The organism is Vibrio sp. MEBiC08052 (assembly GCF_001506075.1).
Lineage (GTDB): Bacteria > Pseudomonadota > Gammaproteobacteria > Enterobacterales > Vibrionaceae > Vibrio.
Map to the genome: position 1 here is coordinate 2,831,614 of NZ_KQ947475.1, position 20,069 is coordinate 2,851,682.

Sequence of the window (20,069 nt, forward strand, 5' to 3'; positions counted from 1 at the left end):
TATCCCACTCACCATTAAAGATAAAATTATCAATTTTATCTTTCCGAACGTATCCCGATTTTCAAGTCAACGCTACAACATTCCCTTTATGATATTGAGTGAAAAGTAATGTTGCTTTTGATGTAACAAATGCAATAACACCTCGAATACATCATATTTTTAATCGCTTTTTCCTATCAGATTAATCGTTAATATTCGTTTTATTCATAAACTTTCATAAGTGTATACTCGGTCTTGGGCAGAAAAGGGCTTTTGTCATACATGAAGGAAATCATCATGCGAACGTCAAAAGGCTTTTTAATCATAACAATAGGACTGGGATTGACACTAACAAGTCAGGCTCAGACGCTAACCCGGGACAATGGTGCTCCGGTTGGTGATAATCAAAATTCTCTGACAGCAGGCAGCAGAGGCAGTGTATTACTGCAAGATGTTCACCTGATCCAAAAATTACAACGCTTTGCCAGAGAGCGTATTCCCGAGCGTGTGGTTCACGCCCGTGGTACAGGGGCTCATGGTGAGTTTGTCTCCAGTGGTGATTTCAGTGCGCTGACAACCGCTGCACCATTTACCGCAGCCGGTAAAAAGACACCGGTGTTTGTCCGTTTTTCGACGGTTATCCATCCGAAAGGCTCACCAGAGACACTCCGGGATCCGCGCGGATTTGCGACTAAATTTTATACCGATCAAGGCAACTGGGATCTGGTCGGCAATAACTTACCCATTTTCTTTATTCGCGATGCGATCAAATTTGCCGATATGGTCCATTCTCTGAAACCGTCTCCGATCACCAATGTTCAGGATCCCAACCGTTTCTTTGACTTCTTTAGCCATGAGCCGGGATCGACCAATATGTTGACTTGGGTTTATTCCAATCTGGGCACACCGGCAAGCTATCGTATGATGGATGGGTTTGGGGTTCATGCTTATAAGTGGATTAATGCGCAAGGCGATGTGAAATACATTAAGTTTCACTGGAAAAGCCAACAGGGCATCAAAGGGCTGCGTCCTCAGGAAGTGGTTGAGGTTCAGGGAAAGGATTTCAATCATCTGACCAATGATCTGTATCAGCAGATCAATGCCGGTCATTATCCGAAGTGGGATTTGTATGTCCAGACCCTCACGCCTGAAGCGCTGTTCAAGCTCGACTATAACGGACTGGATGCCACTAAAGAGTGGCTTGGCGTGCCGGAAACCAAAGTCGGAACCATGACGCTGAACCGCGTGCCGGATAACTTCTTTCAGGAAACCGAACAAGCCGCTTTTGCGCCTTCGAACCTCATTCCGGGAATTGAACCGTCTGAAGATCGACTTTTACAAGGTCGCCTGTTCGCCTATGCCGATACACAGCTCTATCGCGTTGGTGCAAACGTCGCACAACTACCGATCAACCGACCACTCGTTCAGGTTCGCAACCATAATCAAGATGGTGCCACGAATATCGGTCAAACTGACTTAGATGTGAACTACGAACCGAGCTCAAAACTCAATTGGTCTGAAGATACGCAATATCGTGCGCTAAATACCAAACTCAACGGCACGCTTCAGCAAGCCCCAATCAGTCAGCCACGTAATTTCTATCAGGCCGGCGTGTTTTATCGGAGCCTGAGTAATCAGGATCAGCAAGATCTGATTACCAATCTCGCAGCCGACCTCAGTAAGGTCAATGATCAGAACATCAAAAATACCATGCTGAGTTACTTCTACCGCGCCGATCAGGATTATGGCAAGCGGTTGACGCAAGCGGTGGATGCCAAACTCGCTGACGTGATCAAACTGACTCAGATGTAATTAATTTGGCTCACGAGACACCATAGCTCTTTTCTGCCCGAATAAGCAGCTGTCTCGTGAGCCATCCCCTGACAACATCATGGCATAAGTAGTTTGTCACACACAAAGTAGCCAAGATGCCCGAGCAATCATCCGATTTTGCATCACAAATGAGGTGAAAGATGAAACAACGATTCACGCTTTGTTTACTGTTGATACCCTGCTGGTGTTTTGCCGCTGGCTTGCAGACCACACCGCTACCCACGTCATCCCCACAGAGGACCACAACCGGCGATGAACTAATTCGTCTGTTTTTTGCTGCGGCACGAATTGGTGAAACCGAGGTGCTCAACACCTTTTTGGATGCGGGTTTTCCGATTAATCAGCGCAATCCGCAAAGCTATACCGCCCTGATGGTCGCCGCCTACAACGGGCAGCAAGCAGCAACAGCGCTATTACTGCAACGCGGTGCCAACGCATGTATTCAGGATAAACGGGGCAATACAGCGATTATGGGTGCCATCATCAAAGGTGAGTTTCAGATTGCCAGACAGCTTTACCAAGCAGACTGTGATCCCCATATCCGCAACCATGCCGGCCTGACACTGGAAGAATTCGCAAAGAAGTATACCCAAGGCGGTATCCCTGAAGTATTACATCAATAGAGCGCCTTCACCGGGTGCTTTCTGACCTCTCATTCTGCCTCACTTTTTCACGACAATTTCACGACAATGAACACCACCAAAATGGTTGCCAAATTAATATTATTCTGCAACCAAAAAAATACTGCATATCAATACAAATATTTAACATAGATCACAATAAGCAAATACGCCTCCTCCCCCACCAATATAAAAGCCATTATATATCAATGTATTATCAATAACCTTCATAAAATAAATCATCCACTCATCATGAAGAGTTGTTTTTTTAAGCACTTCATCACACTAATGGAAACCAATTAGTGAAAAAATGGCAACCATAATCGGGAGGAATCATGAAAATTGTCAGTGCGAAAGTATTTGTATGCAGTCCTAGTCGAAATTTTGTCACCCTAAAAATAGAAACAGAAGAAGGCATATATGGGATCGGTGATGCAACGCTGAATGGTCGTGAACTTGCTGTGGCAAGTTATCTTGAAGAGCATATTGTGCCCTTATTAATCGGTAAGGATGCCAGCCGCATTGAAGATATTTGGCAGTATTTATATCGGGGGGTCTATTGGCGCAGAGGTTCAATCACAATGACTGCAATTGCAGCAGTTGATGTCGCACTGTGGGATATCAAAGCGAAGAAAGCCAATATGCCTCTATACCAATTACTCGGAGGAAAAAGCCGTGACAGCGTTCGAGTTTACGCACACGCAAATGGAACCAACATCGACCATTTAATCGATGAAGTTCGCCAAGCCCAGCAACTCGGATATTCGGCAATCAGAATTCAATCCGGTATTCCGGGGATCAAAAAAACCTATGGCGTCACCGAAAAAGGGATCAAATACGAGCCCGCTAACGCATCGCTTCCCGAAGAACAGGTGTGGAGCACCACGAAATATATCAACCACATTGAAAATGTATTTGCTGCGATACGTGAAGAGTTCGGTTATGACCTTGATCTCCTGCATGACGTCCATCATCGACTCACGCCAAATGAAGCGGCGCAAGTCGGGAAAATACTTGAAAAATATCGACCATTCTGGCTGGAGGATATGGTCCCGGCCGAGAATCAGGATTCGTTCCGCCTTATTCGCTCACGAACAACGGCTCCACTTGCTGTGGGTGAGGTTTTTAACTCCATTTGGGACTGTAAAACACTGATAGAGAATCAACTCATTGATTATATACGAACAACGATAGTCCATGCCGGAGGGATAACCCATCTGCGTCGAATCGCAGATTTAGCATCTTTATATCACGTCCGGACTGGTTTTCATGGTGCCACGGATTTATCACCAATTACGATGGGCTGTGCACTTCATTTTGATACCTGGGTTCCGAACTTCGGCATTCAGGAACATATGCCCCACGAAGCGATCGTCAATGACGTATTTCCCAATGATTACCACTTTGACAATGGTTATATGCATTGTGGAGAGACCGCCGGTCATGGCGTTGATTTTAATGAACAACTGGCCACCCAATACCCGTATAAACCGGCATATTTACCAGTGAACCGACTGGAGGATGGTACACTGTGGAACTGGTAACCGGTCAAAAAGGCTTTTAAAAAATGAGTCCAGAAAAATCATATATGAAGGTGGTGAATTACCTCCTCAACCAAATTCAAAATGGTGTCTATGTTCAGGGAGACAGACTACCGGCAGAACGTAAACTTGTTGAAGAGCTCGGGGTTAGCAGAACGAATGTCCGTGAAGCGATGGTCGTTCTGGAAATACATGGTATCGCTGAAATCATTTCCGGTTCCGGCGTGATTCTTAAAAAAGATGATTTTACCGGTATCCATATCGGTTCATTAGCAGACAGTGTTTTATCGATCAGTGAAGTGCTTGAAACCAGAAAAGTGATTGAGCCCCAGATAGCAGCGCTTGCAGCCATACGAATCACTGAAGATGAACTCAACGAATTAGAAAATTATTTAATGTTGATGAAAAGTTCTCAATTTATTAGCGACAGAGAACTTCGTAAAGCGACCAGTATCGATGCGGATTGTCAATTTCATAACTGTATCGCCAGAGCTTGTCGAAATGCGATGTTATCGCAAATTCAAAAAGAAATTTTCTCAACCCATTTAAACAACGAAACACGTAAAAGAATGGATAAGCTGGCTTCAGAACCGGCAGCAGACGGTTATTGGATAGGAGACCATACAAGAATATTTGCAGCCATAAAGAATAAAGATCCACAGCAAGCAGAGCAGGCAGTGTTAAATCATATTAATAATGTCATTACTGCTCTTAGTTAATAACAAACATCAAGTTAATAACGAACATCAAGTTATTAAAAACATAAAGTTAACAATGAACATAACGTGAAAGGAAGCCAGACGATGATAAAAAGAACACTTTCCCTTACCCTACTTTCAACAGCACTCTTCTCCATCGCCTCTGTCGCAAACGCGTCCATTACATTAAAAGTTGCGGATAACCATTGGGCAACACACCCGACGGTCGTCGCAATGAAAGAGATGGGAAAAGCGCTGGAAAAGGAAACGCATGGCGAAGTTAAAATCCAAGTCTTTTCTGATTCGGTGCTCGGTACAGAAAAAGAAGCCATTGACCAAATGAAAATGGGGATTCTAGATATTGTCCGGGCGTCTCCGATAACATTAGAGTCTTATAATAAAACCTATGGTTTGCTGACGCTCCCCTATCTGTTTAATGACAGAGAAGATATGTATTCTGCCATGAATAAGATTAAAGATGAGCTGTACTTAGAAACCGAAAAAAACGGCTTCAGAGCTATTGCATGGAATGAAGCAGGCTCGCGCAGCTTTTATAACTCCAAACGCCCAATTTATACGCCTGAAGATTTAAAAGGTTTAAAAATTCGGGTGCCGAACAGTCGCTCTTTTATCGAAACGATCCAGCTGTTAGGCGCAACGCCAACGCCACTGCCTTTCGGTGAAATCTATACCGGTTTACAACAAGGCATCGTTGATGGCGCGGAAGGGGTTCATACTCTATTGACTGAAGCAAAACACGGTGAAGTAGCTAAATATTTTTCATTTGACGAACACTTTATGGTGCCTGATATGGTTGTTATATCTGACCGTTCTTGGAAGAAACTAACACCAGAACAACAACAGATCATGACAAGTCTTTCTGAAAAATATACCAAAAGAGTGGCAGAGCTTGAGCAAGAGAAGTCACAAAGACTATTAGATTTAGCGAAGACTGAACTCCATGTGAAATTCAATCAGGTCGATAAAAAACCATTTAAAGCACTGGTCGAACCGATGTATGTCAAAGCCAGAAAAAATCCAAGAATCGCCTATTACTTAAATAAAATCGAAAGTAAATAATTCATTCGATATCAGAAAGGTGGCATCAATCATGATGCCACCCATGATGAATGACAGGAAAATATATGAAGACTAGATTATTTATTGAAAAAGTAATCCGTTCTACATTATCGGTATTTCTTGTTTTATTAGTCGCCATAGCAACATGGCAAGTTGTCAGCCGGTATTTTTTAAACGACCCGGCACAATTCACTGATGAAGCCTTAAGATATATCATGATTTGGATGACTTTTATCGCGGCACCATATGCGTTTGGATTAACTGACAAACATATGTCTTTAAATATCATAAAAGACAAGTTTACCGGAAATAAAAGACGTACGATTGAAATATTAAATAGTCTTTTAGTCATTGGATTTATTATTTACATCATGATCTATGGCGGATGGAAATTAGTTAGCATTGGTATCGGTAGTTACAGTGATAGTATGCAAATCCCTCTATCCTATGTTTACAGTGTCATGCCAATATCCGGTATTTTATCCGTTTATTTCAAAATCTGTAATTTAAACGATGTATTAAAAAGTATATCTTCGGATAAGGAGGGCGAATGGACTTCACCATGCAAGTCGCGCTGATTATGTTGCCCGTATTTTTCTTATTGCTATTTATGGGCGTCCCAATATCGATCAGTATTGGGATCTCCTCTGCTTTATCGGCAATGGTCATTATCGAGCCAGAACAAATGGCCTTTCAGGGCGTACAAAAAATGTTCGGGGGCATCAATAGTTTCGGTATGTTGGCTGTTCCGTTTTTCATGCTGGCGGGCAACATCATGAATCGTGGCGGTATTGCCAAACGTCTCATCAATCTCGCATTACTGATGGGAGGCAGGCTCCCCGGCGCATTAGCCATGGCAAATGTTCAGGGAAATATGCTGTTCGGCACCTTATCGGGTTCGGCAATGGCGTGCTGTGCGGCTATCGGTGGCACCATGTCTCCGATTCAAAAGGAGAAAGGATACGATAAAGGCTTTTCTACCGCTGTCAATATTGCTTCCGCACCGACGGGGTTACTGATACCACCGAGCGGGATGTTAGTTCTATTTTCACTGATATCAGGCGGTACATCTGTTGCGGCACTATTTATGGCAGGCTGGATTCCGGGGCTACTCTGGGGAATAGCCGTTATGTTAGTCGCATATTACTTTGCGAAACGCGACAATCTACCCGTTGAAAATAGCCCCGAAACCTTGTCACAAGTATTAAAAATCATCGCAGATGCCGTCCCGTCATTATTTCTGATTGTCATTGTTATCGGCGGGATTGTCGGTGGTGCATTTACAGCAACTGAAGGGGCTGCGATTGCCGTCGTCTATAGCTTAATACTGGCGCTGGTGTATAAAACTTTAACCAGAAAAGTCTTAATTGATGTTGTCATGGACACCGCCTTGATGACGGGAATTATATTATTTCTCATTGCGGCCTCGTCCATTATGTCATGGGTGATGGCTTTCTCTCAGATTCCTCAAATGATCAGTGACTTGCTGCTCTCAATTACCGATAACAAAATTATCCTCCTCTTGGTGATCAATATTGTATTACTCATCGTCGGGGTCTTTATGGATGCGACACCGGCAGTCTTAATCTTTACACCGATTTTAATGCCGATTTGTGTCAACCAATTCGGTATGGATCCGGTTCACTTCGGGCTGATGATTATTTTTAACCTCGGTATCGGTTCAATCACCCCTCCGGTTGGATCAGTGTTATTCGTCGGGTGTGCCGTCGGTGATGTGTCGATCGAAAGAGCAACACCATATTTAGTCCCCATGTTTTTTGCAATTTTAGTCGTACTCGCAATGGTGACCTATATACCCGCAGTATCGATGTTTATTCCTGAATTATTCGGCCTGGTGAAGTAAAGGATTTAAAATGAAAACGACCAATAAATTACTATCCTTATCAAAAGAACATAATTATTTCCTGATAAAAACGGAAGGAAGTGATATTCGGCTATATTTTTTAACCGAGGATATTTTTCGTCTCCGTGCCGATTTTTCCGGTGAGTTTAAAGAAGCATCTTATATTTTAACCAAAACCGCATGGGAAGATCAGCTTGATCATGTTTTAGGCGAAGAGAGAGAACGGATCGCTGGTATCGATGTCAATATTGATGAGCAAGAGAATCAATATATTCTATCGACTTCAACAATGCATATTACATTACAAAAAGACGTGTTCAGTTTGATGATCACTGATGTGAACGGTCACAAAATTCATGCTGATCTGGCAGGCCGCAATATACAACAAGATCATCTCGGCCGCGTTTATCACTATACGGAATTAAACAACGATAACTTCTACGGCTTTGGGGAATCCACCGGTGCATTGAATAAGAGATATCATCGAATCTCACTAAGCCCAAAAGATGCGATTGGCCACAACCATTCACCGCAAACGACGAATTTATACAAACATATCCCGTTCTACGTGAAAGTTGACGGGGATACCGGATATGCAAGCGGCCTGTTCTACCATAATACTTTCGAATCAGAGTTTTTCATGGGATGTGAACGCTCAGGTTACTGGAAAGAGTATAACTACTTTAAAGCCGATGGCGGTGATATCGACTACTTCTTTATCAATGGCCCGAGCCTGAAAGAGGTGATTGATCGCTACACATACTTAACCGGCCGCCCGATCTTAACCCCCAAATACAGCCTCGGATATATCGCTTCAACGATGTACTACGCTGAATTAGATCAAGACTGTGATGAAGGACACTTCTCATTTTTAGAACAAGGTTTAGATGAAGGGATTCCGACCAGCGCATTCCAACTCGCTTCGGGTTATACCGCTGCCGCGGATCGGCGTCGTTTTGTGTTTACCTGGAACCATAAAAGATTTCCCGATCCAAAACGCTTCTTTGAAACCTTAAATGATAAGGGATGCCCGGCTTTTCCCAATACCAAACCGGGCATTCTGTTAGATCATCCGCTATATCAGGATTTTGCCGCGGTGAACGGCTTCATCATGGATGCAGAGGGAAAACAGCCCTATGTCGATAACTGGTGGGGCGGATTAGGCTCTTTTGTTGATTTTACCAACCCGAAAGCCCGTGAAATCTGGAAAAAACACGCCAAAGAACAGTTGATCGACCATGGCGCTTTAATGCTCTGGAACGATAACTGTGAATATGAAATCAATGACCGGATGGCACAATGCGACTTTGATGGTATCGGTGGCGTTGCCGCTCATTTGAAAGCCGTTCAGCCGACCGTCATGGCAAAAGCGGTACAAGAAGTATTGAGTGAAAGCCGCCCTTCTGTTCGTCCGTTTGTCTTAAGCCGCTCCGGCTCTGCCGGTATCCAGCGCTATGCTCAGACATGGGCAGGTGATAATAAATCCCGTTGGGAAGATATTGATTACGGCTTCCAGTGTATCCTTGGGATGGGCATGTCCGGTGCCGGGAATCATGGGGTTGATATCGGTGGTTTTACCCGGGAAAAACCAGAACAAGAGCTGCTGATGCGCTGGGCGCAGGCTGGTATTTTCTACCCGCGTTTCTGCGTCAATTCTGCCAGCACCGATAATACCGTGACTGAACTTTGGATGTATAACGATGTAACCCCTCAAATCCGTCGGGCACTACAAATACGTCTCTCCCTGATACCGTATATTTACACCATGTTCCATAAGCATAGTCAGACCGGCGAACCGGTTCTCAGACCGCTCATGTTCGATTTTCAATCGGATCCCAATACCTATGGTATTGCAGATCAAGCCATGTTCGGTGACAGTATTCTCGTTGCACCGATTATGAAAAAAGGCATGACAGAACGTCACATCTACCTGCCTGCCGGTTGTAATTGGTATGACTGGTATACCCATGAACGTTATGCCGGTGGGCAATGGATTACCATTGCGGTTGATGAAGAGACGATCCCGATGTATCTGAAAGAAGGCGGCTTAGTTACATGGACCCGCGACATTCAGAACCCGATGAAAGATCATACCAAAGTTTTGCATCTCAGCCTCGCGCCACAGACCTCTCAGCATATCTATTATGATGATGACGGATTAACGAACGATTATAAACAGGGCCGGTATTATCAACTCGATATCAATGTTGAATATGACTCCGTTTGTGAAATAGCCGTTACTCCTGAAGGCGATTATCCCACCGCCATTGAACACTTTGAATGGCAAGTCATCAATGTTGAAAAAGGGGCTTATTGGTGTTCGTTAGATAATGAAGTTATCCCTCAATTCATGAACCGAAAGCAGTTTGAGAAAGCAGAATTTGGGTGGCTTTATGAGAACTCAGATAGCACGGTCAGAATCAAATATCCCAATAATTATCAGCCGAGATTACTCAAAGTCAGTTTTGAAAAGTTTGATTTAGTCGGATGTGGTGAAGACTAACTCCGCTGCTCAAACGAGACCGTTGATAATTCTGTATCAGGCCGACAGGCCTGATTTACCGGTAGCCCAATGCATAAAATAGGATTGAGGCAAATGCACTCAATCCCATCTCCAAATGATGACATTGCCGCCAAGAGAGTGCTCACAGTCAACAACGTTACAACGTCATAAAAAGGTGAGTCATGCTTTGTGATATTTCAGGCACTTCAATCACGCCATCCATCACATTGAATCGAAAAACACAAATTCATTTTGCCAGACTCACCTCTCTCCTCCTATTTTGCAACCGATGCCGGAACTGGATTAGCAGATTTCGCGTCACGGGGTTCACCGAAGAAGAAAGTCAGTGTCGCAGCAATGGCAATACCGACCACTGAACCCACAATGGCAGCCCAGACGGATGCGTCCACGCCTGTCGAGGGAATATATTGTGGAAACGCCAGAATACTGGGCAGTGCAAATGAGAAGACTTTAGTCTGATACAGACCAATAATCCCACCGCCAAGCGCGCCACCGACACAACCGAAGATAAACGGACGCTTACGCGGTAAAGTCACTCCATAGATCGCCGGTTCAGTAATGCCGAACAATCCGGTAGTAAATGCAGAACTTGCCAACGCTCTGGTTTTCGGATCCCGAGATCTGAGGAAAACACCTAATGCTGCACCGGCTTGTGCCAGTACCGCAGCCAGACAAAGTGGCCCAATGGTATCAGCGCCAAACACACTTAGGTTGTTGATCATAATGGGTACGAAGCCCCAATGCAGGCCAAAAATTACGAACACTTGCCAGAAAGCACCGATCACCACCCCGGCAATCATTGGGCTGGCGCTGTAAATGAATTCGAATCCACTCGCCAGTAGATGACTGACCCAAGTTGCAGCCGGACCGATGAGCAAGAAGGTCAGCGGCGTGGTAATCATAATACACAACAGGGGGGTAAACAGATTCGTGACAGCACTGGGCATGTACTTTTTCAAGAATTTCTCTAGCTTACAACTCACAAACGCTGCAAAAATAATCGGCATGACCGAAGAAGCATAATTCATGAATGTAACCGGAATACCGAGAAATTCGATGCCGGCGGCATCGGGTAATTGCTGAGCTTGAAAAGCTGCAATCATCGACGGATGGACTAACGCACCGCCAATCGCCATCGTCACATATGGATTACCACCGAATTTCACCCCGGAGGTATACCCGAGAGCGATGGGGAAAAAGAAGAACAGCGCATCACTGGCTGCATTGAAAATCTGGTAAGTTCCGCTACTTGTCGTCAGGACCTGCGTCGCAACCCCCAGAGCCAGCAAACCTTTCAGGATCCCCGAAGCCGCCATAATGCCCAGTAGCGGTGTAAAGATACCGGAAACAATATCAATAAACGTACTCAGGATACCCTGTTTTTCTTTTCCTGCCGCTTCTGCCTTCTCTGGATTCTCACTTGGCAAAACCCCGCCATGTTTCAAAAAAGACTGGATCGCGCTGAACACATCACCGACATGATTGCCAATCACCACTTGAAATTGTCCGCCGCTTTCCACCACAGCAATCACTGCCGGATTCTCTTGCAACGGCTCCCGTTTCGCAGCCGACATATCAAGCAACTTGAATCTCAGCCGAGTCGCACAGTGGACCAGACTATCAATATTCGCAGCCCCGCCTACAGCCTCAACTATCTCGGCAGCAAGTTTTTCATAAGCCATAAAGTAAGCCTCACATTATTTATCATTCACATACCGGAGAGCAAAAAAAAACCTGAAAGAGTATGTTCACATTTCAATGAACGACCCTTTCAGGTTTTGCCCGCTTTTCACGGTAACAATCCTAAAATTCAAAAACCGATAATAAAAAAACCTGACCACCCGAAGTTACTTGAAAGAGATCTCTCACTTCGTTTGTGTCAGGTTTTGCCTGCATGAGATACAGTAACAATCCGATATAAACACGTTTTACCTTCTCTGATTCAATCAAACAATCAAGAACTATTGCGATTGTGATATGGATCAGGTAATTGATTTAAGTCTCAGAAACCAGTTACATGAGACTGTTCGTGTGACGCTGAAGTAATCTGCAACATCATCTAACTCATTTCACCGACCGATGCATTAATCAGCTCAAGGCATTTGCTCGCCGAAACCACATCTTCAACACATTTTCCCGATCAAGTCGTAACTGTTTTGCATGTACAAATTAAGGGCGAGCCCTCATAAAGCGTTCCTCTTTCATTGTTTTCCCCCATTGCTCACCAATATATTGTTCGACACGTGAAAAACCATATTTCTCGTAGAGATGGTGCGCAGCTTCCAGCCCTTCAACGGTGTACAGATGCGTTTCATCAAAACCCGATGCATCCACGAATGCTAAAGCAGCCGTCAGAAGTTGATGGCCGACACCGGTTCCTCTGGCTTTGTCATCAACAATAAACCAGCGTAAGTGGGCTTTCCCCGGACCTAAATCTTCTCCGTCAATGGCAATTGAACCCACAATCTCTTCGCCCAGTTTGGCAACCCATATTTCATTGTGAGCATGATCTAAACGGCCACAAAACTCCGCAAGCCCGCTTGCGACCGCAGATTCAAATGGCTGCCCAAAGCCAGTTTCTCTTGAATAATAAGTGCTATGCATTGCCGTTATTTGGGCGATCAGGCCATGACAATACCCCGTGGATATTTTCATTTCAGGGCGATGATTGGCTACACTCAATCGGCCGGATAAAGCATCCGCATACAACTGAAGCCCATCGATAATGGTCTTTTCTTGCTGCCGATTAAGATGTTTGAGTGCTTCGATGACCTGATGTTGTGCAAACGCATGTATGGCTGCGACCCGTTTTTGTCCAACCGGAGTGAGTCTCAGTTGTTTACTTCTGGCATCATGCGAATGGAGTTCCTCTTGAATATCCCCGGCGGCCATTAGCTTGCGTAACATCCGACTGACAGATGATTTTTCTAATTGAAGACAATCACTTAAATAACGCGCAGTGACACACTCACCATTTTCGATCTCCATTAAAGCATGCACGGCAGAAGGCGATAAATCTGTGCCAGCAAATGGCCCGCCCATAAATCCGAGCTGTCGAACCAGCTGTCGTGATGATGCACGAATCGCATCGATATCTGAATTTGAAATCATACTCGCCCCATTTAGTTGTATAGTACAACAATATGGTCAATAAATAGATATGTCAACTCGTTGCAACAAAAACACGATTCAAACGGCTTCTGTTTTGCGCAAGGAGACCATATTATGGTGCTTGAACAGCAACTCAATGCGTCAAACGCGTTATGACTGTCAGTTGCTGAACGATAAACCGAAGACCTTGCCAATCTTTTTCGGGGTTTCTGCACAAGACACTCAGCAAGCCTGACGTTAAAGGATCAACGCTGACTTTTATTCAAAGGAAATTTACATGTTTACAATTGCAGCCGATGTCAAGAATGCGCTGGGAGAATGCCCGCTCTGGTGCGAGAACACGCGCAGCCTGTACTGGACAGATATAAAAGGCAGCGAACTGCTTGCCATGCAAGTGGATAATCATGTTGTCAGGCGCTGGCCGTTACCGGAAAAACTCGGCTCGTTTGCACTCACCGACCAGGCTGACGTTTTGCTGATGGGCATGGTCTCCCAGCTCGGCTTTTATCATCTGAATACCGGGACATTTAACCCGGTGGTAGCATCACCGGGGGCGCCGGGAACCCGAATCAACGATGGCCGTTGTGACCGTGCCGGCAACTTTGTTTTTGGTACCATAGATGAAGGGAGTCCCGTTCAGCCGGTGGGAAAATTTCACCGACTGAATGCCGACACTCTGGAAGTCGAAACACTGGCACTCCCTGAAGTGTTCATCCCTAATAGTATCTGCTTCAGCCCGGATGGCGGAACCATGTACTACACAGATTCAAAACTGGGTCGGATTTTCTGTTGCGATTATCCTTCGCTCAAAAATCAGCGTGTTTTCGCGGAGACAGAGGGCTCAGAAGAACCGGATGGTTCATGTGTAGACGCCCAGGGTTACGTATGGAATGCAAAATGGGGCGGAAGCCGGGTTGTCCGTTACCGTCCCGATGGCACAGTTGACTTCATCCTGACCTCCCCTGCCGTTCAGACAACCTGCCCGGTTCTCGGTGGAGAGAATTTCGCGACCTTGTACTGCACCAGCGCACGAGTGGGACTCTCAACACCTTCTGAATATGACGGCGCATTGTTAAAAGCAGTGTCAGCGGTTTCCCCCGGTTTGCCGGAAAGCCGTTTTGCAGTCAAATTGCGATAGGAAATAACACAATACGAGGTAACTGATTGCTTGAACATGAAAACAAATGGAATCAAAAGACGCATGGGGTCATGCTCACAAGATGAATTTCCGAAGTGAGCTTTCAACAGGGAAAGAGGGAAAGCCGGTGAGAGGTTAAGTCACAACATCCCGACGGCTTCTACTCACGAAACCATCACTCACCGAACCATGCGACGATCATCATCGGAGCGGGAAAAAATGATGGATTCGTGAGGTCTTGTGGCCGAAAACATCGAGAGAACGGCCTTCCGGACAGCACGATGATTCAGTCCCCGGCAACGACTAATTCCGTGCCAGCCTTTTTAAACAACGCTTGATAATCAGGCTCTGGCCAGATATCCGTAATACAAAGATCAAATTCAGAAAGATTAGCGACTTTTAAAGCACCACGTTTACGAAATTTTGATGAATCAAGCAACAAAATACTGCGTGTTGCGGATGACATCATGGCCTTTTTCACAGCGACCTTCTCCATATCGAAATCTAATATATTCCCCAATGAATCCAGACCGGAAGCACAAATCAACGCACAGTCTGCGAAATAACTTCTAATTTCATCGCAGGTTTTCGCGCCTGTCAGAGAGCCATCAGCACCTCGCAAAGTGCCGCCGGTCACAATCACATTATGTTCACTCCCATGCGCTGCAAAAATCATGGCCGCAGATAAGTTATGAGTCATAATCTGTCTCCCGGGCAACAGCGCCATCGCCGATGCCACCCGGTCACAAGTTGTGCCCGTATCAATAAAACAGCTCTCCGTCGGTTCCAGACATGCTAACGCTGCTTTAGCAATGACCGATTTAGCGTCCGTCATCATTTCAGATTTAAATCGATACCCCAACCGCACGTCGGTATCCGCCTCAGTAACCCCGCCATGAAAACGCTGCAAGAGATTTTCATCACACAATTTTTTCAGATCGCGCCGAATGGTGGGCTGCGAACAGTCCAGCTTTTTGGCTAAAAACTCGATCGAGGCATACCCCTGCTGACGAACAATTTCTAATAATTTCTGGTGTCGGACTTGGGACAAGTGATGATCTCCAAATTGTCATAATGAACATTTATGCTCAAATCTACCAAAATTCACTCCCTTTGTGATTTATTCTGCTTAAGAGTCATAAAAAATTCATGAATACATTGTTTTCACTCGAAATAAAAACCAACCGTCTTTACTGTAATGGTAAAGCGACACTGATTCGTCTTATCGATGCTGATAGCGCATTCGCCCTTGCGCTTAAAGACTGTCTGAGTCAGCAAGAGGTCCTAAAACTCATCCGCGACTTTCCCAATGAAGTTCAGATACCCCCGGTCGGTGTGATTGGCCCCAAAGAGGCGACAGACGCTCAATATCAATGCGCACAGACCCTTGGGCATATGCTTGCCAGTCTTGGCTTTTGTGTCATTTGCGGCGGACGAAACGGTTCAATGGAAGCCGTTTGTAAAGGCGTCTATCAGGCAGGTGGGAAATCGATCGCTCTGCTTCCCGGAGATAATTGGCTGGAAGCGAACCCTTACGTGACCATCCCAGTCGTCACCAATATGGGGCCAACCAGAAACTCATTAATCGCTCAGACAGCTTTTGCCCTGATTGCGGTTGGCGGCGGTTACGGCACTCTGACGGAAATGGCCTATGGCCTGCATTACGATAAAGCGGTATTTGCCACCTGCGACGCACCTCAAATTAAAGGCGCCCGATACGACACAGATCTTGAGACCATTGTGACCAATATATGCAACATCTTATTTGGTGACCTGTCATTCAATGAACCCGCGATCGCGTCATAAACAAACCTTAAACAATACGTAATCAAAATGTCATCGCACAGCATCATGATCACAAACAATCAAATTGAACGATTGTTGTCATGAAAAAGATTACGTCTATTTACATTATTTATTTGTTGCTACCGATTCTCCTTTTGGCAGTCGGCTCCTTTGGACAAAGTTGGGTCAATACCCTGCTGCCAAACGGATTTACCTTCGACTGGTATATTCAGATATTGCAGTCAACCGCTTATCGTAATGCGTTATTGATGAGCCTGCAGGTCTGTATCGCCGTCTGTCTGGTCAATTTATTGGTGGTAACACCGGTGGTGTACTTACTCCAGTTAACGGATAGTTTGCGATTAAATAAGCTCTCTCGCATGTCAGCACTCATGCCGATAGCGGTTCCAGAACTGGTGATAGGTTTTGGTTTCATCCTTGCTTTCACCTCAGATGCGCTGCCTTGGCTAGGCACCACGTGGGTCCTGATTCTTGGCCACTGGGTACTGACATTCCCTTATTTTTTCTTCAGCCTGTCGGCGGATATTGAGAAGTCACCACTCAAAAGTCTGGATCGAGTCGCGCAGTCTTTCGGCGCATCATCTATCCGGCGTTTTGTCACCGTCTTTTTGCCTTTGGCATCGCAATCACTACTGACCGGCCTTTTGACGGTAGCAGCGATTTCATTGGGTGAATTTCAACTCAGCAACCTCATCGCCGGATTTATGAACCGGACTTACCCCACCTTGTTACTGCAGGCTTTCTATGGCGCGACAGGGCTTGCTTGTGCCGCCACGATGATTTTACTGGTGCTGGCAATAGCCATGTCACTACTCTCCAGTCTTCCTCACTGGTCAGATGCAAGGAGTCACAGCTAATGATTGAATTTCGCTCGGTCTCTTATACTTATCCCGGCAGTGATGTCGGTGTACATGATATTTCGTTATCGGTTAACAATGGTGAATTACTGGCTATCCTTGGTAAAAGTGGCTGTGGAAAAACCACGTTACTCAAACTTCTGGCCGGATTTGAACAGCCAAATTCCGGACAAGTTATCATTCATCACCAAGATCAATCGGGCATTCCGTGTTCGCAACGCCGTCTTGGCATTGTATTTCAGGACTATGCACTCTTTCCGCATTACAACGTCTTAAAGAATGTCATGTATCCGCTCAAAATCAATAAAACGGCCAATGCCCGAGAGAAAGCAATGGCGATGATCGAGCTGGTTGGTCTTGGGGGGACGGAAAACCGAATGCCTCACCAGCTTTCCGGAGGACAAAAACAACGTGTGGCACTGGCTCGCGCTTTGGTTTTTGAACCGCAAGCCTTGCTACTGGATGAACCCCTGTCGGCACTTGATGCTTCCCTCCGTCAGGAAATGCGCGAAGAAATTGTCAAAATCCAAAAAACACTCAATATCACGACCTTTTTGATTACGCATGATCAGGAAGAAGCCATGAGCATGGCCGATCAGGTTGCGGTGATGGAAAATGGTCAAATTCAGCAATGTGGTCAGCCGTTGACGATTTATCACCGCCCCAATTCCGTCGCAGTTGCTCGCTTTGTCGGTAAAGCCAATATTCTATCCGGCACAACAGCACAAAACGGCCTGATCAAAACTTCGTTGGGTGATCTTCGCTTACCACAAACAGATTTGATGGCAGATCAGTCCGTTCAGTTAGTGATCCGACCGGAACAAATTATTGCGGCACCGGATATAACAGCACCCAACCAATTTGCTGTAGAGGCGATCGAACAACAGCAATTTCTCGGCCATACCATGGCTTACCGACTACGCGTCAGTGGTCAACCTCTTGATGTATATACCCCTTATTTAACGACACCCTTAACCCGAATCGCCATTCCTGCCGAATCGGTTCATGTGATTGAAAACGGAGACTTTTGATGAAATCTTTCAAGACTACGCTCGCGGCAACCATACTGGCACTATTACCAGTGTGCAGCAGTATGGCTCAAGCACTAAAGAGCCCGGAATTGTACCCGGGGGAACAAGCTCAATACGACAAAGCCACCAAAGAAGGCATGGTGATTTCATTTGATACCGGCCCGACTTGGGCGAACTGGGGCTCGATGTTTAAAGCATTCAAAAAGCGCTATCCGGGGATGGAAATTGTTTACAATGATTTAGGGTCGGCAGCAACGGTTGTTGCGCTGGAGAAATCTAAACATCGCCCTCAAGCCGATACTGCATACTACTTTGGCGCGTCAGCGATTGATGCGAGTAAGCGAAATCTTCTGAGTGGATTCAAACCCGTTAACTTCAATAAAATTCCTCAGGTTTTTAAAGATCCGGATGGCAAATGGTTCACCATTCATACTTTAAATGTGGCGTTTCTGGTGAATAAAAAACTGGTTAAACACGTGCCGACCTCTTGGGCCGACTTACAGAAATCCGAATACAAGAACAGCATCGTATATCAAGATCCCCGAACGACTGGTCAGGGGCAAGTTGTTGTTTTAGCAGCGAATGACGCTCAAGGCGGTGATATGTCCAATGTTGCTCCTGGCGCGAAGTACTTCGGCCATTTAAAAACCATGGGTAATACTTTGCGAGTGGTAGGAACCACACCATACGCACAGTTCGTTAAAGGTGAAATTCCGATTTGGATTGGTTATGAAAACGATGGCCTGAAAGCAATGATGAAAGATGGTATGGGCGAGAACGTCGCAGTCATCATTCCCAAAGAGGCCTCGCTTGCCGCACCATACGCCATCTCAATGGTAAAAAATGGTCCTAACCCTGAATCAGCAAAATTATGGCTGAATTTTGTGATGTCTGAAAAGGGACAATCAATTTTTGCTGAGGGATTTGTTCGCCCGGTACTGACAGAGATGCCCCTGCCAAAATCAGTGCAAGATAAGTTAGTGAGAGCGCCCCAGATTCACCCTCTGGACCTTGAAGCCGCAGCTAAAATCAAACCACAACTTGATAAGCTGTGGGCGAAAGCTGTCCTCACTCACTAATCATAACTAAGGATAAAACTGTGAAACTTGTAAAATGGGTTCGTTGGCTCACCGTCACTCCCGGATTGCTTGGTTACGGCCTGTTTTTCATTTTTCCTGTGATGTTAGTCTTTTCTGAGGCGCTTTCCGCGCCTCTCGAAACCTTCAATCGCATGATTTCTGATAGCTACCTCGTGGGAAGTATCCAAGGGAGTCTCTTACTTGCACTAACTACATCAGCAGGATCTCTCACCGTTGCCTTGTGTATCGCCCGATTTTTAAGCCAGTGCCACCCTGTCGTCCGACAGTGGTTAAGCGTGGGTATCGCTCTCCCATTAGTCTTTAGCGGGTTGATCGTCGCCTATGGTTTTATTCTCACTTTCGGAAGAGCTGGTTTTGTAACGCAATTACTCGGGCATGTCGGTGTCCCGGAATCCGTGTTCGGTAATCTGATTTTTACGCCCTTTGGTCTGGGGCTGGCATATTGCTACTACCTGATCCCCAGAGCCGTATTTATTTTGCTCCCCGTCATGTTAAATTTTGACTGGCAGCAAATTAAGGTTTCCGAAAGTTTCGGTGCTTCAAAATGGCAAAGCTACCGTTACATATTTATCCCTCAGCTTTACCCGGCGATGATCACTTCACTATGTGTCATGGTCTCGGTTGCACTCGGAGCATATGGTACGGCATTAGCGCTGTCCGGCACCCAACTGAATATATTACCTCTCACGCTTTACAGTAAAATATCTGATGGCGGGACCGATTTCCCGGTCGTAGGCATGTTATCTATCGTTTTGGTCGCCCTGTGTATTGCGTTTACTTATCTGGCAGAATGGTTTAAACGTCGCTATGAATTCACAGGCTCGTCATAGTTCAATATAAATCAAATCGTTAAAAATCCATTTACTCTATTGTTTGAATGACGATAT

General features: G+C 45.4%; 17 protein-coding genes. 14 read left to right on the forward strand and 3 right to left on the reverse strand.

Annotation, left to right across the window (positions count from 1 at the left end):
- Positions 1–276 precede the first annotated feature (276 nt).
- The 8 genes from VRK_RS12400 (at position 277) to VRK_RS12435 (ending at position 10,118) form a co-directional block, all read left to right on the forward strand.
- Entirely contained in the window at positions 277–1,791 is a 1,515-nt protein-coding gene (locus VRK_RS12400; protein WP_059121648.1) for a catalase KatE1, read from the forward strand.
- Between the two features lie 161 nt (positions 1,792–1,952).
- The gene (locus VRK_RS12405; protein WP_059121649.1) at positions 1,953–2,435 is read left to right on the forward strand and encodes an ankyrin repeat domain-containing protein; all 483 of its coding nucleotides are present in this window, start codon (positions 1,953–1,955) and stop codon (positions 2,433–2,435) included.
- 332 nt (positions 2,436–2,767) lie between these two features.
- Entirely contained in the window at positions 2,768–3,976 is a 1,209-nt protein-coding gene (manD, locus tag VRK_RS12410) for a D-mannonate dehydratase ManD (RefSeq protein WP_059121650.1), read from the forward strand.
- A 23-nt stretch (positions 3,977–3,999) separates the two neighbouring features.
- The gene (locus VRK_RS12415; RefSeq protein WP_077336499.1) at positions 4,000–4,692 is read left to right on the forward strand and encodes a FadR/GntR family transcriptional regulator; all 693 of its coding nucleotides are present in this window, start codon (positions 4,000–4,002) and stop codon (positions 4,690–4,692) included.
- Positions 4,693–4,776: 84 nt separating this feature from the next.
- Entirely contained in the window at positions 4,777–5,751 is a 975-nt protein-coding gene (locus tag VRK_RS12420; protein ID WP_059121652.1) for a TRAP transporter substrate-binding protein, read from the forward strand.
- Positions 5,752–5,816: 65 nt separating this feature from the next.
- Positions 5,817–6,329: a TRAP transporter small permease gene (locus VRK_RS12425; protein ID WP_059121653.1), complete on the forward strand. Its 513-nt coding sequence runs from the start codon at positions 5,817–5,819 to the stop codon at positions 6,327–6,329.
- Positions 6,302–7,615: a TRAP transporter large permease gene (locus VRK_RS12430; RefSeq protein ID WP_059121654.1), complete on the forward strand. Its 1,314-nt coding sequence runs from the start codon at positions 6,302–6,304 to the stop codon at positions 7,613–7,615. The genes VRK_RS12425 and VRK_RS12430 overlap by 28 nt, the downstream gene beginning before the upstream one ends.
- A 10-nt stretch (positions 7,616–7,625) precedes the next feature.
- Positions 7,626–10,118, forward strand: coding sequence for a glycoside hydrolase family 31 protein (locus tag VRK_RS12435; protein WP_059121655.1), 2,493 nt, complete (start codon positions 7,626–7,628; stop codon positions 10,116–10,118).
- A gap of 275 nt (positions 10,119–10,393) precedes the next feature.
- On the opposite strand, the gene VRK_RS12440 is transcribed toward VRK_RS12435, so the two are convergent.
- Together VRK_RS12440 and VRK_RS12445 are read right to left on the reverse strand one after the other, a co-directional pair.
- Positions 10,394–11,821 carry a PTS transporter subunit EIIC gene (locus VRK_RS12440; protein ID WP_059121656.1) on the reverse strand — a complete coding sequence of 476 codons (1,428 nt, stop codon included), beginning with the start codon at positions 11,819–11,821 and terminating at the stop codon, positions 10,394–10,396.
- Positions 11,822–12,308: 487 nt separating this feature from the next.
- Positions 12,309–13,250, reverse strand: a complete 942-nt coding sequence (locus VRK_RS12445) for a bifunctional helix-turn-helix transcriptional regulator/GNAT family N-acetyltransferase (RefSeq protein WP_197413101.1) — start codon at positions 13,248–13,250, stop codon at positions 12,309–12,311.
- A gap of 277 nt (positions 13,251–13,527) precedes the next feature.
- Here VRK_RS12445 and VRK_RS12450 point away from each other — a divergent pair, with 277 nt between their 5' ends.
- A complete protein-coding gene (locus VRK_RS12450) occupies positions 13,528–14,388 on the forward strand; it encodes an SMP-30/gluconolactonase/LRE family protein (protein WP_059121657.1) in 861 nt (286 codons plus the stop codon).
- A 286-nt stretch (positions 14,389–14,674) separates the two neighbouring features.
- Here VRK_RS12450 and VRK_RS12455 read toward each other — a convergent pair whose 3' ends face one another.
- Positions 14,675–15,439, reverse strand: coding sequence for a DeoR/GlpR family DNA-binding transcription regulator (locus tag VRK_RS12455; RefSeq protein WP_059121658.1), 765 nt, complete (start codon positions 15,437–15,439; stop codon positions 14,675–14,677).
- A 98-nt stretch (positions 15,440–15,537) separates the two neighbouring features.
- Between VRK_RS12455 and VRK_RS12460 the strand changes: the two genes are divergently transcribed.
- The 5 genes from VRK_RS12460 to VRK_RS12480 all read left to right on the forward strand — a co-directional run bounded on the left by VRK_RS12460 (position 15,538) and on the right by VRK_RS12480 (position 20,012).
- Positions 15,538–16,194: an SLOG cluster 4 domain-containing protein gene (locus VRK_RS12460; protein WP_059121659.1), complete on the forward strand. Its 657-nt coding sequence runs from the start codon at positions 15,538–15,540 to the stop codon at positions 16,192–16,194.
- An 80-nt stretch (positions 16,195–16,274) separates the two neighbouring features.
- On the forward strand, positions 16,275–17,051 hold the full coding sequence (locus VRK_RS12465) for an ABC transporter permease (RefSeq protein WP_059121660.1): 777 nt from the start codon (positions 16,275–16,277) through the stop codon (positions 17,049–17,051).
- A complete protein-coding gene (locus VRK_RS12470) occupies positions 17,051–18,082 on the forward strand; it encodes an ABC transporter ATP-binding protein (RefSeq protein ID WP_059121661.1) in 1,032 nt (343 codons plus the stop codon). The genes VRK_RS12465 and VRK_RS12470 overlap by 1 nt, the downstream gene beginning before the upstream one ends.
- Positions 18,082–19,161: an extracellular solute-binding protein gene (locus tag VRK_RS12475; RefSeq protein ID WP_059121662.1), complete on the forward strand. Its 1,080-nt coding sequence runs from the start codon at positions 18,082–18,084 to the stop codon at positions 19,159–19,161. The genes VRK_RS12470 and VRK_RS12475 overlap by 1 nt, the downstream gene beginning before the upstream one ends.
- A 20-nt stretch (positions 19,162–19,181) precedes the next feature.
- A complete protein-coding gene (locus VRK_RS12480; RefSeq protein ID WP_059121663.1) occupies positions 19,182–20,012 on the forward strand; it encodes an ABC transporter permease in 831 nt (276 codons plus the stop codon).
- Positions 20,013–20,069 lie beyond the last annotated feature (57 nt).